Origin of the sequence: Desulfovibrio desulfuricans DSM 642 (assembly GCF_000420465.1) — a bacterium.
In the GTDB taxonomy this organism is placed as follows: Bacteria; Desulfobacterota; Desulfovibrionia; order Desulfovibrionales; family Desulfovibrionaceae; genus Desulfovibrio; species Desulfovibrio desulfuricans.
Window position 1 is genome coordinate 97,912 of record NZ_ATUZ01000016.1, and the last position, 15,438, is coordinate 113,349.

11 protein-coding genes and 1 riboswitch are annotated in these 15,438 nt (G+C 57.7%); of the genes, 6 read left to right on the forward strand and 5 right to left on the reverse strand.

What is annotated here, in order from left to right; all coding sequences use genetic code 11:
• Nucleotides 1-40 precede the first annotated feature (40 nt).
• Complete coding sequence (gene ahpC / locus G449_RS0111705; protein WP_022659502.1) at nt 41-607, forward strand: alkyl hydroperoxide reductase subunit C; 567 nt, start codon at nt 41-43, stop codon at nt 605-607.
• A 982-nt stretch (nt 608-1,589) separates the two neighbouring features.
• Here ahpC and G449_RS0111720 read toward each other — a convergent pair.
• Both G449_RS0111720 and thiC read right to left on the reverse strand, forming a co-directional pair.
• A complete protein-coding gene (locus G449_RS0111720) occupies nt 1,590-2,801 on the reverse strand; it encodes an iron-containing alcohol dehydrogenase (RefSeq protein ID WP_022659505.1) in 1,212 nt (403 codons plus the stop codon).
• A gap of 429 nt (nt 2,802-3,230) precedes the next feature.
• Nucleotides 3,231-4,511 (reverse strand): phosphomethylpyrimidine synthase ThiC, encoded by a 1,281-nt coding sequence (thiC, locus tag G449_RS0111730; protein ID WP_022659507.1) that lies wholly within the window; start codon nt 4,509-4,511, stop codon nt 3,231-3,233.
• Between the two features lie 58 nt (nt 4,512-4,569).
• Nucleotides 4,570-4,685: riboswitch (TPP riboswitch) on the reverse strand.
• Nucleotides 4,686-4,769: 84 nt separating this feature from the next.
• Here thiC and G449_RS0111735 point away from each other — a divergent pair.
• Together G449_RS0111735 and G449_RS0111740 are read left to right on the forward strand one after the other, a co-directional pair.
• The gene (locus G449_RS0111735; protein ID WP_022659508.1) at nt 4,770-6,134 is read left to right on the forward strand and encodes a TrkH family potassium uptake protein; all 1,365 of its coding nucleotides are present in this window, start codon (nt 4,770-4,772) and stop codon (nt 6,132-6,134) included.
• A 42-nt stretch (nt 6,135-6,176) separates the two neighbouring features.
• The gene (locus tag G449_RS0111740; RefSeq protein WP_022659509.1) at nt 6,177-6,836 is read left to right on the forward strand and encodes a potassium channel family protein; all 660 of its coding nucleotides are present in this window, start codon (nt 6,177-6,179) and stop codon (nt 6,834-6,836) included.
• 104 nt (nt 6,837-6,940) lie between these two features.
• On the opposite strand, the gene G449_RS0111745 is transcribed toward G449_RS0111740, so the two are convergent.
• The 3 genes from G449_RS0111745 to G449_RS0111755 all read right to left on the reverse strand — a co-directional run bounded on the left by G449_RS0111745 (nt 6,941) and on the right by G449_RS0111755 (nt 12,049).
• On the reverse strand, nt 6,941-8,263 hold the full coding sequence (locus tag G449_RS0111745) for an amino acid permease (protein ID WP_022659510.1): 1,323 nt from the start codon (nt 8,261-8,263) through the stop codon (nt 6,941-6,943).
• 69 nt (nt 8,264-8,332) lie between these two features.
• Nucleotides 8,333-10,633, reverse strand: coding sequence for an Orn/Lys/Arg family decarboxylase (locus tag G449_RS0111750; RefSeq protein WP_022659511.1), 2,301 nt, complete (start codon nt 10,631-10,633; stop codon nt 8,333-8,335).
• Between the two features lie 366 nt (nt 10,634-10,999).
• Nucleotides 11,000-12,049, reverse strand: coding sequence for a M48 family metallopeptidase (locus G449_RS0111755; protein WP_022659512.1), 1,050 nt, complete (start codon nt 12,047-12,049; stop codon nt 11,000-11,002).
• A 201-nt stretch (nt 12,050-12,250) separates the two neighbouring features.
• On the opposite strand from G449_RS0111755, the gene G449_RS16980 reads away from it, so the two are divergent.
• From G449_RS16980 to G449_RS0111770, 3 genes are all read left to right on the forward strand, one after another.
• A complete protein-coding gene (locus G449_RS16980; protein ID WP_051135444.1) occupies nt 12,251-12,757 on the forward strand; it encodes a FlxA-like family protein in 507 nt (168 codons plus the stop codon).
• A gap of 116 nt (nt 12,758-12,873) precedes the next feature.
• On the forward strand, nt 12,874-13,449 hold the full coding sequence (rbr, locus tag G449_RS0111765) for a rubrerythrin (RefSeq protein WP_022659514.1): 576 nt from the start codon (nt 12,874-12,876) through the stop codon (nt 13,447-13,449).
• A gap of 525 nt (nt 13,450-13,974) precedes the next feature.
• Complete coding sequence (locus G449_RS0111770) at nt 13,975-15,375, forward strand: TolC family protein (protein ID WP_022659515.1); 1,401 nt, start codon at nt 13,975-13,977, stop codon at nt 15,373-15,375.
• The last annotated feature ends 63 nt before the right edge of the window (nt 15,376-15,438 follow it).

Sequence of the window (15,438 nt, forward strand, 5' to 3'; positions counted from 1 at the left end):
CCTCTGCCGGAGCGTCACGCTTCGCCATAAGGATACAATCATGGGAAATCTCATCAATAAAGCGGTTGAAGCTTTCAATGTAAAGGCTTTTCACGGTGGCGAGCTGAAAACGGTTACCGAAGCAGATATCAAAGGCCACTGGTCCGTCTTCTTTTTCTATCCAGCTGACTTTACCTTTGTGTGCCCCACGGAGCTGGAAGATTTGGCAGACAACTACGAGCAGTTCAAAAAGCTCAATTGCGAAGTCTATTCCGTATCGACAGACAGCGCTTTTGTGCACAAAGCCTGGGCAGATGCCTCGCCCAGTATTGCCAAGATTCGCTACCCCATGCTGGCAGACTGCGCCGGAACGCTCTCCAACGCGTTCGGCGTCATGATTGAAGGCGCAGGGCAGGCTTTGCGCGGCAGTTTTCTGGTAAATCCCGATGGCGTCATCAAGGCCTATGAAATCCACGACACGCCTATTGGCCGCAATGTTGAAGAATTGCTGCGCAAGCTGGAAGCAGCGCAGTTTGTGGCCGAACACGGCGATCAGGTTTGCCCCGCCCGCTGGAAGCCCGGCAGCGCTACCCTTAAGCCCGGCCTTGATCTTGTAGGCAAGATCTAGGCAGATATTTCCCACACGCAGACACAGCCCCTTTCTCTTCCTCCAATGCCCTCCTCAGGCAACCCCGCTGAAAGAGGCCAGCACGTAAGTGTTGGCCTCTTTTGACGTGTGGGCAACTTGGGAAAAGGCAAGTAACGCAGAAAGGCAGCGAAAGAAAAGGCAAAGGCCGGGGGAGAGTTTTTGCGGGGTGAGTGAGCCTGTCAGGCTGATTTACGCAAACCCGACTTTTGCGCCCTGAATGCGTCAGCGCCGGGATTTTGATGCTCACGTACATGAGTACGCTGCGCTCAAAATTCCGGCGCTTCCTTTTCAGGTCGCAAAAAGCGTATTTTGCAAATTCGCCCAACACCAGCCATCGCCTCCGCATCCGCTCCGGCGAGTTTAAGGAAGGCAACGCCACGACCATCTTCTGGTGACGGGGTGGGGTTCACGTTGCGCGCAAATTTTTAATTATCAACGGTGTCTGAAGTTATTGGCTGAAACGGACTCACATTCAAAGCGAAAGCGTCCTCTGGCATTAACGCGGCGCGGAGGGAGATCACCTGAGCGAGCGCAGCGAGCGAGGGAAGCTTCCGCAGCAGATGCCGTGTTGCCCTCGTCATGCTAAGGAATTTGGAAAGCTCATCTTGGGGGTGCTTCGGGGGGATGCAAGGGGGGCCGAGAAGGGGGCGCAGCCCCATAACCGGCCCCGCCTTGCTGCGCGCCGCACAGGCGTCTCAAACTTCGCCGGAGGGCGAAACGCCGTGCCCGAAGGGCAGCAACTGTTCACAACACCACGCCGGGGAGGCGAAATCGCGCGCCGCGCAGGCGTCCCAAACTCCGCCGGAGGGCGAAACACCGTGCCCGAAGGGCAGCAACTACTCATAACTCCACGCCACGCAGCAAAAATGTGCGCCGCGCAGGCGTCCAAAAAAGAGGCCAGCACTCACGCGCTGACCTCTTTCAATTGCAACGCACTAAGCGTTGGCAATGGCGATCTGTCTTAAGCCATGTGCTTGAGAGAATTGTTATAGATGCGCGCCACGCGTTCCCGCGTACCTTCCACAGGCGCAACGGAAATCAGCAGGCCCAGCGAAGGGGTCTGTTCCACCAGATCACAGAACTTGTCCACGTCAGCAGCGGTCACGCCGATGTCGTCAAGCTTCTGCGGCACGCCCACACTGGCAAGCCACTGCTCCACAGCCTTGGCGGCCTGCGGGGCTTCTTCCGGCAGGCCCTTGAGGCCGGGGGCCAGGGGCGCAAGAATATGCGCCAGCACATCGGGCCGGGCGGGGTAGCATTCCAGAATGACTGCGGGCAGCAGAACGGCAAGGCCAAGGCCGTGCGACAGGTCGGGGCTGACGGCGCTCAGGGGGTGCTCAAGCGCATGCGTGAAGTGCAGCAGACCGTTATCAAATGCCACGCCTGCCTGCATGGCGGCGTAGCACAGCTGGTAGCGGGCCTTGAGGTCGCCGGGGTCGGCGAGGGCGGCGGGCAGCCACTGGTGCACGAGCCGGATGGTTTCTGCCGCAAGCGAAATGGCAAAGGGGTTGGTGACCGTGGTGGTGGCGGCTTCCACCACATGGTTGACGGCGTCAATGGACACATAACGCGTCTGGTCGGGCGAAAGCCCAGTCATGAGCGCGGGGTCGTCAATGGCAAAGCGGGGATAAATGCAATCGTAAGCGATGGCGGGCTTGTAGTTCAGCTTGGTCACAGTTGCCACGGCAAAGCGGTTGACTTCACTGCCGGTGCCGTGGGTAAGGTTGATGGCAATGATGGGCAGGGCCGCTTGCGGCGTAAAGCGGAAGCAGTACAGATCATCGCCAGTCTTGCCGGGGTTTGCCAGCAGGATGGCGGCGCTCTTACCGCAGTCGATGGGGCTGCCGCCGCCTATGGCCAACACTGCGCCCGCATTGACTGAACGGCCCAAGGCTGCGGCCTCGTCCACGCTGTCGGTAGTGGGGTTGGGGGTGACGCGGTTGTAGAGCGCGAGCGTGACGCCGTGCTTTTGTGCTGCGGCTTCAACCTTGTCCCAAGCGCCGGTGATTTTGTATGAACGCCCGCCGCAAACGCAGAGTATGGACGTGATGCCCTCGCTCTTAAGCTGGGCAAGGATATCGTCTATTTTATCAATGGCCCCAACGCCCAGATAGGTAGTTGTCTTAACGCGAATTTCGCGCACATTCTTGTAATCGGCAGCTTGATCCCACATATGATCCTCCAGTGTGCTATGGTACGTATCCGCCGCGAGGGCGGGTTGATTGAAATTTTGTTATTTTTTTCACATGTGATGTTTATAAAAACTTTCAGGCAGATAGTAAAGCTCTTTGAGCGCACAAACATTTTTCATGCAAATTTTATTGGCGGCAGAAGCTGGCGGCGGCATGCAGAACGGCGCTGCACAGCGCGCTCAGAACTTTGAGAAGAGGGCATGTTCCGATGTGGGCGGAGTCGTCATCAAGGTTTATGGCATGCCGCCACGTGCTGCACACCGAGGCAAAAAAAGGAGGCTCCCTTGCGGGGGCCTCCTTCAGTAAATCAGGGAAACTGCTCTGCAAGGATTTTTTGAAAACTCTTGGCGCGAAATGCGGGCAGACAGGCTTTTGTCCGCCTTACGAGAGCATTTCAGGCGCTAAATGCTCTAATGGCCGCGCAGCATCTTGACGGAGCAGAATTTGCCGCACATGGCGCAGACTTCTTCCGTTTTGTGGTCTTCGCGGCGTTTTTCAAGCATCTGCGGGTCAAGGGCGGCCTTGGACATGGCCTCCCAGTCCAGAGCCTTGCGGGCTGCGTTCATGGCAGCCTCGCGGGCAACGGCGGCGGGGCGGCCAAGGGCCACTTCGCCCACATGGGCGGCCACGCGTGAGGCCATGACGCCAGCGCGCACGTCCGCCTCGTCAGGCAGGGTGAGGTGTTCGGCAGGGGTGAGGTAGCACAGAAAGTCCACGCCAGCCTCAACGCCCATGGCGCCGCCGATGGCTCCGGCAATGTGGTCATAGCCGGGGGCGCTATCGCAGCACAGGGGGCCGAGCACATACAGGGGGGCATTGTTGGTCAGGCGCTTGATGCCCTGAATCTGGGTGCGCACCTGATTGAGCGGCACGTGGCCAGGGCCTTCGATCATGCATTGCACGCCGCGTTCAAGGGCATATTTGGCAAGCTGGCCCAGATTGATGACTTCTTCCCACTGGGCGGCATCGCCAGCGTCCACGCCCGCGCCGGGGCGCAGGCCGTCGCCCAGCGACAGGGTGACGTTGTAGGGGCGGCAGATGTCCAGCAGGCGGTCGTAGTATTCCAGCAGCGGATTCTCGCGGTTGTTCTCAAGCATCCAGCGGGCGAGCATGGAGCCGCCGCGCGAAACAATGCCCAGCACGCGGTTGTTTTTGACGGCCATTTCGGCGCCGCGTTTGGAAAGGCCGCAATGCACGGTGATGAAGTCTACACCCTGCTCTGCCTGCTTGGCGATTTCGGCAAACAGGGCATCGGGCTGCATGGTTGCGATATCCAGCTCCGCGTCCAGAATCTGCTGGCCCACGGCATAGAGTGGCACCGTGCCGAGCGGCAGGGGGCAGGCCTTGAGCATGCCAAGGCGCAGGGAGTCAAGGTCGCCCGCGATGGAAAGATCCATCACGGTGTCGGCTCCGGCATCAAGGGCAGCCTTGATTTTGCGTTCTTCCGTAGCGGGGCAGTTGCACAGGGGCGAAGTGCCGATGTTGGCGTTCACCTTGATGCGCGAGGGCTGGCCCACAAGAATGGGCTTGAGGTTGGGATGCGCGGGGTTGCCCAGCAGCACCATTGTGCCCGCCTCGATGGCTTCAACAATGGATTCGGGGGTGAGTTGTTCTTCCTCGGCCAGATTGGTGAGGTGTTTGTCCAGCAGGCCGCTCAGAGCGGAATTCTGCGAACGAAAAGATGCAGACATGGTTGTGCCTCGCGGGTTGCGACGCAGGGCGCAAAAAAAAGCCACAAGCAGCGGAACAGCGTCGTGGCTGCGGCTTCCCTACGGCAGTGCGAACTGCGTCAGGTTCATAGGGTCTGGGTTTATCCCACTCTCAGCCGCCAGATCTTGCGATCCGCGGCTCCCCTAGCACTGGTTACATGGATACTCCGTATGCCACCCGCTGTAAAGCCCGCCCTGCAATGCCTTGCATTTACCTGCCCCGGCTGGCATAGACGAGCTATGGCAAGAAAACGTTTTTTGAGTCCCTTCACCTGGCCGGTGTTGTCATTCCTTGCGGTTATCGTTGCGGGGTCAGTACTGCTCGGCCTGCCTTCAAGCTGGGCCAGGGGCCAGAGCATAAGCCCCATAGACGCCTGCTTTCTCGCAACCTCGGCTGTCTGCGTTACCGGTCTTTCGCCGCTGGACATAAGCGAGGTGCTCAGTCCTTTCGGCAAGGGGGTGCTGCTGTGCCTCATCCAGACCGGCGGGCTGGGGGTCATGACCTACACAAGCATCATTTTTCTGTTGTGGCGCAATAACGTGCCCTTCAACAGCCGCGAAGCCGTGAGTCAGGCCCTGCTGTGGGGTGACTTCAGTCTTGCCGCATTTTTGCGGCAGGTGCTCGGGCTGGTTTTTGGCATTGAGGCTGTGGCCGCATTCCTGCTCTGGCTGCACGACCCTGTATTTTTCTACCCATTCAGTGCCGTGTTTCATGCTGTTTCAGCCTTCTGTAATGCAGGCTTTGCCTTGAGCACAGCCAACCTGGCTCTTTTTCGGGATGACGTGGCCGTCAATGCCATTATTGCGGCTAGTGTCGTGCTAGGCGGCCTAGGCTTTGGCGTGCTGCGGGAATTTCTGGGCATCTGCACGGGAGGGCGCCTGGGCGCGCCTGTGCGCCGCCTCAGCCGCTTCAGCCGACTGGTAGTCAAAACAAGTTTTCTTCTTATTGTTCTCGGCTGGGTGGGCATGTTCGCCATCGAGTTCTGGCGGGGGAGCGTGCCGAGAACCGTGGATGGATGCGCCGACCTTGGCATCACCATGTTTTTTCATTCGGTGGTGGCGCGTACCGCAGGCTTCAGTTCCATTGACCTCGCTGGGCTGGGCGATGCCACCCTGCTGGTGTTGATAGCCCTGATGTTTATCGGCGGTGGCCCCGGTTCGTGCGCAGGCGGCATCAAGGTTGTGACTTTTCGCGTGCTTGCGGGCTACATTGCCGCCCAGTTCAGGGGAGACAGCCAGATTGTGCTTGAAGGACGCGGCGTGTCGGCAGAGAACGTCAGCCGGGCGCTGACCCTGTTTTTTGCCTACTCCATGTTGGTGGGGATTTCTGTCTTTCTGCTTGCCATTACGGAAGGCGATGTTGTTGCCGGAGCAGGCACGCAGGCTGCGCCCTTTTTGCGCCTGCTGTTTGAAGAAGTTTCGGCACTTGGCACTGTGGGGCTTTCCGTAAATTTAACTCAGGATTTGAGTTCTGCGGGCAAGGGAATCATAATTTTCAGCATGTTTGCGGGCCGGGTGGGCATTTTGAGCCTGCTCATGGCGGTGCAGAGCCTGCGGTCAAAAAAGGCCTACAGCGTGGCAGAGGCCCAGCTTCCCATCGGGTAGGCGGGCCTGCCCGGTCGTGGCCTGACGGTCAGAGAGGTAATTATGGCGGAAAAGAAACTGGAAATCGGCGTTATTGGCCTTGGCAAATTTGGCCTGCGCATGGCCTCCACCCTGGTGTCGCTGGGGCATACAGTGCTTGGCATTGATATGTCCGAGGCCAGGGTGCAAAGGGCGGAAGAAGCGCTGGATACCGTATACAAGGCCGATGCCACCAATATTGCCGTGCTGCGGTCGCTGCACGTGCAGGATCTGGACTGGGTGGTGATCAGCGTTGGGGAAAGCGTGGAGCAGTCACTGAGCATCACCCTCAACGTGCAGGAGCTGAACGGCCCCAAAATATGGGTAAAAGCTTCCAACGAAGAACACAAAAAAATTCTGCAACGCCTGCATGTTACCCGCGCAATGGTGCCGGAAACAGAGGCTGCCGTCATGGCGGCCCACCAGTTGACCCATCCCGGCATGCTCGACCTTATCCCCAAGTACGGCGGCATTGCCATTCAGGAACTGCGCGTGGATGAGTGGGACGGGAAAACCCTTATTGAATTGAACCTGATACAGCAGTTCAACGTCATGGTCATGGGGATTCGCCCGGCGGGAAAAAACGCCTTTGTTTTTGTGCCGCCAGCCACAACAATTCTGCACAAGGGTGATTCTCTGGTTGTGGCGGGAAGGGCCGATTCCATGCGCATGCTCAAGCCCTGAGTCATGTCGGAACCGGGCCCGAAACTTTCCCGAGCCTGACAAGATTGCCGGATACGAACAAAAAGCGGCCTTCCCCTGAACCGGAGAAGGCCGTTTTTTGTGTCTTATCCCTGACGGGCAGGGCGTGGTTTGCCCACATAGAAAATGAACGTGCCCAGCATGACAATGACAGCGCCGGACAGGGCGTTTTTTCCCGCGCCGGAAAAGGCGATGAGGCAGAACATGCATGCGCCGAGCGATGCCGCCACCTTAAGCCATGCGGCCCGGTTGCGCAGGCCATACCGTTTGAGCAGCGCCAGAGCAGAGTAATAATAGGCCGGGAGCGTCAGCAGCACTGCCACGCTGGTAATGCTGTTGAACAGATCCTGCGTGTCGCCGGAGCGGCTGACAGCCATCATCAAAAGCAGCATGGCGCTCATCATGCAGGCAGAAAGAACCAGCCCAGACACGGGTTGGCCCTTGGCGTTTTTTCTGCCAAAGATCGGCGGCAGGGTGCCGTCCTGCGCGGCACGGCAGCCAGCGTTGGAAACAAGCATTATCCATGACCCCAGTGAGGCCAGGCAGGCAAAGGCGGTCACTGCCGAAACCATGTCCGGCACCAGATGGGCCAGAGGCAGCCCTGCGCAGATATGGCCCATGGCCAGCGAAAAGGGCGCCCCGGATTCCGCCATCTGCTTTGCGGGAAACATACCCGATATGGCCGTGCAGGAAAGTATGTACACAAGCCCGGCCAGAGCCGTGCCAATGAGGGTGGAAAGCGGAATGTTGCGCTTGGGGTTTTCCACCACTGCTGTGTTCACCGAGGCGCTTTCAATCCCTATGAAGCTCCAGATGCAAAGCACAACGGCGCTCATGACTGAGCTGCCTGCGGGTTTGCCCCCGGCAAGCCAGTTGGCGGAAAACACCGCAGGGTCAAAATACAGCCAGCCCACGGTGCCTGTGATGAATACGGGGATCAGCAGCAGGACGACCCCGATGGAAACAAGCCTGCCTATCCAGGCCGCGCCCAGAATGTTCACGCCTGTGAATATCCAGATAAGGGCCAGTGATGCGAAGCCTGCCCACAGGGGATGCTCCAGCGCGGGAAAGAATACCGAAAGATAGTCCACGCCGGTTATGGCTACGGCCAGATTGCCTATCCAGTTGGCGTGATAATAGAGCAGGCCCGTCTGATAGCCCAGCTCCGGCCCTATTTCGCTGGCATAGGCAATGGGGCCGCCCTCCTGCGGGTCTTCCATGCCCAGCCGGGCAAATACATAGGCCAGGCCCATGGCTCCCAGAATGGCCACAAGCCAGCCTATGACTGATATGCTGCCGATGCCCGCAAGGTTTGCGGGCAAAAGAGCAATGCCAGACCCCATCATGTTGCCCGCCACAACAGTGATGCAGGCGAAAAGACCAAGTTTTTTCGTGCCCGGCGTGGTCATGGCTGCCGTCCTTTTGCTGCGGTTAAAAATTGCTCTCCGGCGCTCCGGGGCAGGAATCAGCGGACATGGCTACTTTTTTATGCACAATACGCTGAAGTATTTTTTGCCGTCGCGCTCTATGCGCTCTACGCCGTGGATGTCGCTTTCATAACCGGGAAAGGCATTTTCAAAGTTCTGGCGCGCCTCAAGATAGGCAAATATGGGTTCCGCAACCTCGTTCATGATTTCGCCGCCCATCATGACGGGAATGCCTGGTGGGTAGGGCACAATCATGACAGCCGGAACGCGTCCGCGCAGGTCGGCCAGTTCCACATATTCCACATTGTGGCGCACCACTTCATGGTAGGCTTCCGCAGGCCGCATGACCTGATCAGGTATGCCCTGAAAGGCTGCCTGCATCTTGTCCAGTAGTTTGTGTTCGCGGAAGTGGCGGTGGATGGCGTTGCTGTGGTCTCTGAGGCCAACACCCTTGTATGTTTCAGGGAAGGCGGCATAAAGATCGGGCAGAGCCACGCTCAGCGGGGCATTGGCGTCATAGAGTTGCTTGAATTTGAGCAGGCCCGAGATGAGCGCCCCTTCCTTGGCCTTGGTAGTGCCGATGGAGTTGAGCAGCAAAAAGGAATAATAGTCGGTTTTTTCGCACACAACGCGGTGCCGGATCAGGTAGTTGGTGACAATGGCAGCAGGAATGCCCGTATCCGCCATTGTGCCGTCTTCCGCGAGGCCGGGCGTGATGAAGGTCAGCTTGATGGGGTCAAGCATGACGTAATCCGGCTCAATATCGTCAAAACCGTGCCAGTTGTTGTCGCTGTTCAGCACCCAGGGGAGCTGGTTCTCTGCCAGATACTCGGCGGGCACTTCCAGAAAGTCATGCATGCCCTTCTGGTAAGGAACCCTTATGGGCTGCCACATGCTGAAAAACCAGTCGCCCCTGGCGGTCATTTCCCGCTCCATGAGGGTGATCTTGCGGCGGATGCGAACGGCCTCGGTAATGGTGTCGCGCAGCAGCACCTCGCCGTCGTCGTCCATCATTTTGGTAGCCACATCAAGCGAGGCGATCATGCTGTATTGCGGCGATGTGGAGCCGTGCATCATGTAGGATTCGTTGAGTTCATCGCGGTTGATCCGTACATGCGTGCCGTGCTTTACGTGCAGCATGGAGGCCTGTGAAAAGGCCGTGAGCAGCTTGTGGGTGGACTGCGAGCAGAAAATGGGCGGATGATCGGCCACATTGTCGGCATCCGTCATGCCGTAGTGGTTCTCATACATGGGGCTGAATCGGGCGTAGGCGTACCACGCCTCGTCAAAATGCAGGTTGTCCACGCTCTTGCGGAGCTGCTTCTTGATGTTGGTTACGTTGTAGCACAGCCCGTCATAGGTGGAATTGGTGAGGGCAGACATCTTGACCCGGCAGCTTTTCAGCTCGTCAGGAATGAGCTTGTTGGCGGCGATTTTTTTGTGGATGCTTTTTTCTGAAAATTCGGAAAGCCTGCACGGCCCGATGATGCCGCGCCGGTTGCGCCGTGGCGTCATATACACGGGGTAGGCCTCGGTAATGACCATGGCGTAGTTGAGCGATTTGTGACAGTTGCGGTCAACAAAGGCGATGTCGTCGCGCAGCACCTGGCTGCGCCAGATGATCTGGTTGACGTTGGAGGTGCCGTTGAGCACATAAAAAGTTATGTCCGCCCCAAAGACTCTGGCGGAATTTTCTTCCGCATCGCCAACCGGGCCGTTGTGGTCAAGCAGGGAGCCAAGCTCGGGCACGGAAATGGAAAGGTCGGCGCGAAAGACGTTTTCGCCAAAAAATTTGTGCATGGCCACGCCTGCGGGGCTTTTGAGAAATCCCTCGCCGCCCATATGCCCAGGCGTGTGCCATGCGTATTTGTATTCATTGGCGTAGCGGGCCATGCCGCCGAAAAAGGCCGGATACACCGTTTGCAGGTAATCGCTGACCAGCACTTCAATGCGTCCGGCCAGAAAATCCACGGTATCTGTTATCTTCCAGATGCAGTCGTCCACCTTGGAAAGAACATCCGTGGGCAGATTCTCCAGTTCGGAATGGTCAGTGAGCAGCACGACCGGGATGGTTTTGTTGCGCTGGCGGATGCCCTCAAGCAACTCCGCTGCCGTTGCCTGTTCTCCGGGGTCTTCACGCTGTATATCCCAGTCTATTATGACAGTTCCAAGGTCGGCGCGAGATGCAAAAATATTTATTGCGTCTTCATATCGCAAGGATATGAGAACAGAGCAGCCCTTGTTTTCCACAAGCTGCTTTTTCAGGTCGCGCAGCCTGCAACCTTCATCTGTTGCCGCATCAAATTCACCAGAAACAATCAGCACAGGCCATTCATGCTTGTCTATGGGCATTGGCGCGCTCCTTACCATCACAGCGGCAAGTAGAGGGTGTGCGCAGAAGGCAATGGCTGCGCGTGGTGAGGGGATGATGCAGATTGGATGCCTATCTATCTTTTATCGCTCAAAGTATAAACTTTGTCCATTTGTGTTTGACCGAGGTTCATTGAAAATTGTGCATTTTTAGTGAGGACTTACACAATATATTTAAGCGGCATTGCGGAATGCTCCGGATATTTTTTATATAACCCGCCATCGCGCGCTGGTTTGCACCTGTCGCGCGTTTAGGAGCATCTTGGTAGTTGGTGTGCGGCGTGGCTCATATTGTCCGCCGTATGCTGGGTTGCGCATGCTTGTGCGCGGGGCGAGGCTTGGGGAAAATCAGCGACTGGGGGAGGCGTCCTCGCCGGGGAGCGCCCACCAGGGCAAGCCCCGCCATGCGGCGTTAAGCGCCTTCTCATGCGCGGGCCATTGGGGCGAAAAGCGGGCGAGCTCCTCCCTGTAAGCCGGGGAATGATCCATCTGGCGCAAGTGGCACAACTCATGCCAGCACAAGTGCTCCAGCAGCGGGGCTGGCAGAAGCAAGGCGCGCCAGTTGAGGCTGATGCGTCCCTCAGGATTTGCAGGGGCGAGATATGAGCCGCTTTGGGCAAAGAATGGGGCCGCGTCATGTGTGGCGGGCAGGGGCGGGGTGGAAAAAAAGTTGCGGATGCGCGTGGTGAGCTGTTCCAGCGATCTGGGGCGACCCAAATTCCCTTGCGGCAGTTTTGACCGCTGCGCTTCGGGCTGAGGGGGTTGGCCCCGACGCAGGCGGGCGCAACTGCCCCAGCGCCCGCTCTGGTCCCGCACGCTCACACCTGCAAGGGCAAACCCTTCCATGGCCGCAAGCTGTTCCAGATACGGCGGCAGCAGGCGGGCTGCTTTTTTGCGGCACCACTGGCGCAAGGCCTGCGCGCATAGGGATATGTCATCTACGGCGCCATACAGGCGCACCTGATCCGCGCTTTCCACCAGCAGCAAACGCCGTGCGCCGTTGGCAACCTGTACTGTGGCGGTCTTGGCGGTTTGCGCCGTGGCGGCTTTGCGGCCTGCCGCCATGTCGCCACTGGGCGTGACGGCAAAAATTTCGCCCGTGAGCGGCAGGGTGATGCTTGGAGGTAACTGGGGGGCGGGCACCCTGCGCAGCAGGGTTGTGCGGGCGCGCTCCAGCCAGGGCAAAAAGAGCGGCAGGCTTGATTGAAGCTGCGCTGGCCCCATGGTCAGCGGGATAGTCAGCACAAGGTCGCCCCGAGGCGTGAGCGACAGTTTTGCCCTGCGCGCACGGGGTGAAAGGCGCACTGACGCCGTCAGGCGCGTGCCATCGGCCAGGGTAAATTCTACCGTGGCGGGCAGATCGTGCAGGGGGGCGACAGAGACTTTGCGGGCAGGCATGCGGCCACGCTGCCAGAGGCGGCCAAGGCTGTAAAGACTGCCTGCGGCATGGTTGTTGCTCTACTACCTGCGGAAAGGTGCATCCGGCAGGTTTTGCCGGGTGCAAACCCGTTGGGCAGCCGCACCCAGGGGTTTTGTGGGGGAGCCACTATTAAAAATGATGCGGTATTTCGCAGCCAAGATTACTGCGGGGGGCGTCATATGAGTACAACAGGGATTGGTAATCTGTTGGGTTCCAGCAGCGCTGAGGCGGTTTACAAGGTGGGTCTGGGGTCGAATACCATTCGCACACGCAGCGATTCGTCCGATTCAGGCGACACCGTTGATATATCTGATGAAGCCAAGAAGCTCTTTTCTGAAAAGATCCACATGTATGACAAGGGTTCGTCCACGACTGCGACGTCGCAATCTGCGGAAAACAAGGGCGATACTTCTGCCGAAACTGCCGATGGTGAAACCGGCGAGGCCGGTGGCGGGGGGGCAACCAAGGCCGGTGGCGCTGGCGGCGGTGGCGGTAACGACAGTTCTTCCGATCCTGCCGAGAAGATCAAGAAGCAGATTGCGGCCTTAAAGAGCCAGCTTTCCAGCCTGGCCAGCCACGCGGGCAGCGCCACCAGCGCGGCGGTGGAAAGCAAAATCCAGTCGCTCGAGTCGCAGATTGCAGCTCTTGAAGCACAACTTGCTGAAGCGGAGTCGACTTCTGCTTGACATAGGAATTATTCCTAATTAGAGTGATTCAACAAGAGGGGCGCTGTTGCTCGTGCCCTTTTTTGCCGTTGCGCCAATAGGCGCGCAGCCACCAATCATTCCAAGGAGAAGACGCTATGAAATCGCTGAAAGGCAGCCAGACGGAAAAAAATATTCTTACAGCCTTTGCTGGTGAATCTCAGGCGCGTAACCGCTACGACTACTTTGCCGGGCGGGCCAAGAATGACGGATTTGTGCTGGTGCAGGAAATTTTTGTAGAAACTGCCTTGCAGGAAAAAGAACACGCCAAGCGCCTGTTCAAATTTCTTGAAGGCGGGGATGTAGAAATCACGGCGGCGTACCCCGCCGGGGTAATCGCTGACAGCGAAGCCAATCTTATCGCAGCCGCCAGTGGCGAAAACCACGAGCACACCGTCATGTATCCTGAATTTGCGGCTATGGCTGACAAGGAAGGCTTTTCCGAGGTCGCTGCAGTCATGCGCCAGATTGCCGTTGCCGAGGCCTACCATGAAAAGCGTTTTCTTACGCTTGCCAAGGATATCAAGGAAGGGCGCATGTTCATGCGTACCAAGCCCACGGTATGGCGTTGCCTGAACTGCGGCTGTCTTGTGGAGGGCGATCACGCTCCCGAGATGTGCCCCGCGTGCGCGCATCCCAAGGCCTACTTTGCAGAGCTTAACTACACGTTCTAGGCGGCATTGGCTCCGGGAGATTTTGTCTTGCCCGTTTGCACAATGCTGCTGACAGCACGGGATGCGTGCCAAAGGCACTCACCGGACGAGATGACGTCTTCCCCGTAACTATCTTGAATTATTGTCTACAGGTATCAGTCGAACTGCGTCGACCACAAGCGCCAGGCCTTTTGGGTCTGGTGCTTTTTTTGCGAAGCGGCATGCTTCTGACGCAGAGCCGTCACCGTTGAGCGGCAGCATGGCTAATGCGTGCCTTGTTGGATTTGAAAAGTAATCAAATATCTACTATGCAAAGTTTTTGCGTGTAAATATAGTTGGGGCAGTTGTCTTTTGCTGTTTCCGGCCATTTGAAAGGTATCTAAATATCTTGCAGGACTGGGACTAACTGGTTACAGCTAGTACAAGGCGTGTCGTTATATGGGTGGGGAAGGGACTCTGCCATCTGTGTAATGTGGTCCATACTGGTCGATATGCCCACAAGCGGGAGAATGCGGACGGTGCATTTTTCAAGCTGAGGAGTCAACCGTGAAACAGATTATCTGGGGAGCACTTTTTTCCCTGCTTTTGGCAACGGCGGCCACTGCGGCTGAAACCGGTTATCCCCCACCCCCGCCAGCGGGGAAGCCGCTTTCGGTCGAGGACTCCATCTATGGAGTGCTGCGTAATCACCACAATCTGCGGGGCATGATCGAAAACCGTGAGGTGCTGGATCATGAGGTAACGCGCGCTCAGGCTGGCTTTGGCCCCCGCGTTGACGTTACAGGGCAGGCTGGCGGCAGCGTCTTGAGCGATTCAAGCACCCGCAGCCAGAATCTTGATTCGCAGATGTGGGGCAAGGTGGGCTATAGCGCCCAGCTTGTGCAACCCATATGGGATGGTTTTGCCACCCGTTCGCGCGTTCGCACTGCCAAATCCACTCTCGAATCCCAAAAATACCGCGTATTCGATACGGCTACATCGCTTTCTCTTGATGCGATTATCGCCCATATTGATTTGCTGCGCCGCAGAAAAATCTACGAGCTTTCCGAAGAAAACGTGGTCCACCACAAGTCTCTTGTGGGGCAGGCCCAGGATCGCGCCAGCCTTGGCGCGGACACTGCCGCAGACGTAACCCAGGCGCAGTCGCGCTTGCAGCGGGCGCTTTCAAGCCTTTCTGAAGCCAAGGCATCCCTGCTTGTGGCCGAGGAAACCTATACCCGGCTTACCGGCTTGCCAGCTGCCAGCCGCTTGCAGACCGTGACCATGCCGCCCCAGCTTTACCCCGCATCGCAGGCTGTTCTGGAAAAGGCAAAAAAAAGCAATCCCAAACTCGCCGCCTATTTGCAGGATATCCGTGCTTCGCGCGCCGAGCGTGAACTGGCGGATGCGGCCTTTTCTCCCGAGCTCAATCTTGAAGCAGGCCCTAACTATACCAATCTTGGCGGCACAAGTGATCGCTGGGTGTACAGTTTTGACGTCATGGGCGTTGTGCGCTGGAATATCTTCAACAGTGGGGCAGACGTGGCTGAACGCCGCGCCGCTTCAGCCCGCATGCGCCAGTCGCGTCAGGTGATGTACAATTTTATTGATGATCTCAAGCTGGATGTGGACAGCACCTGGGTCAACTATCTTGCTGCCCAGGAACAGTACAACCACTATTCCAAAGCCATAGAGTACAACAAGTACACGCGCACCGCCTATATTGAACAGTTCCAGATTGGTAAGCGCAGTATTCTGGACGTGCTGGATACAGAAAGTGAGCTGTACAATTCTGCAACCCAGGCAGAAACTGCCCGGGGCAATATTCTTGTGGGCGCATACAGGCTTTCGGCGCTCACGGGCAATATGCTGCCAGAAATGTCCATCAACACCGGCCCGCTTGGGCACAGCGCGCCCAAGGAACCGGAAGATCCCCGCGAGGAGTTCGCTCCTGGCTGGTTCAACTGATAAACCATTCCGCATGCCCCGGTTAAGCCGGGGCATGCGGCGCTTTTTAAAGGGCGCAAATCC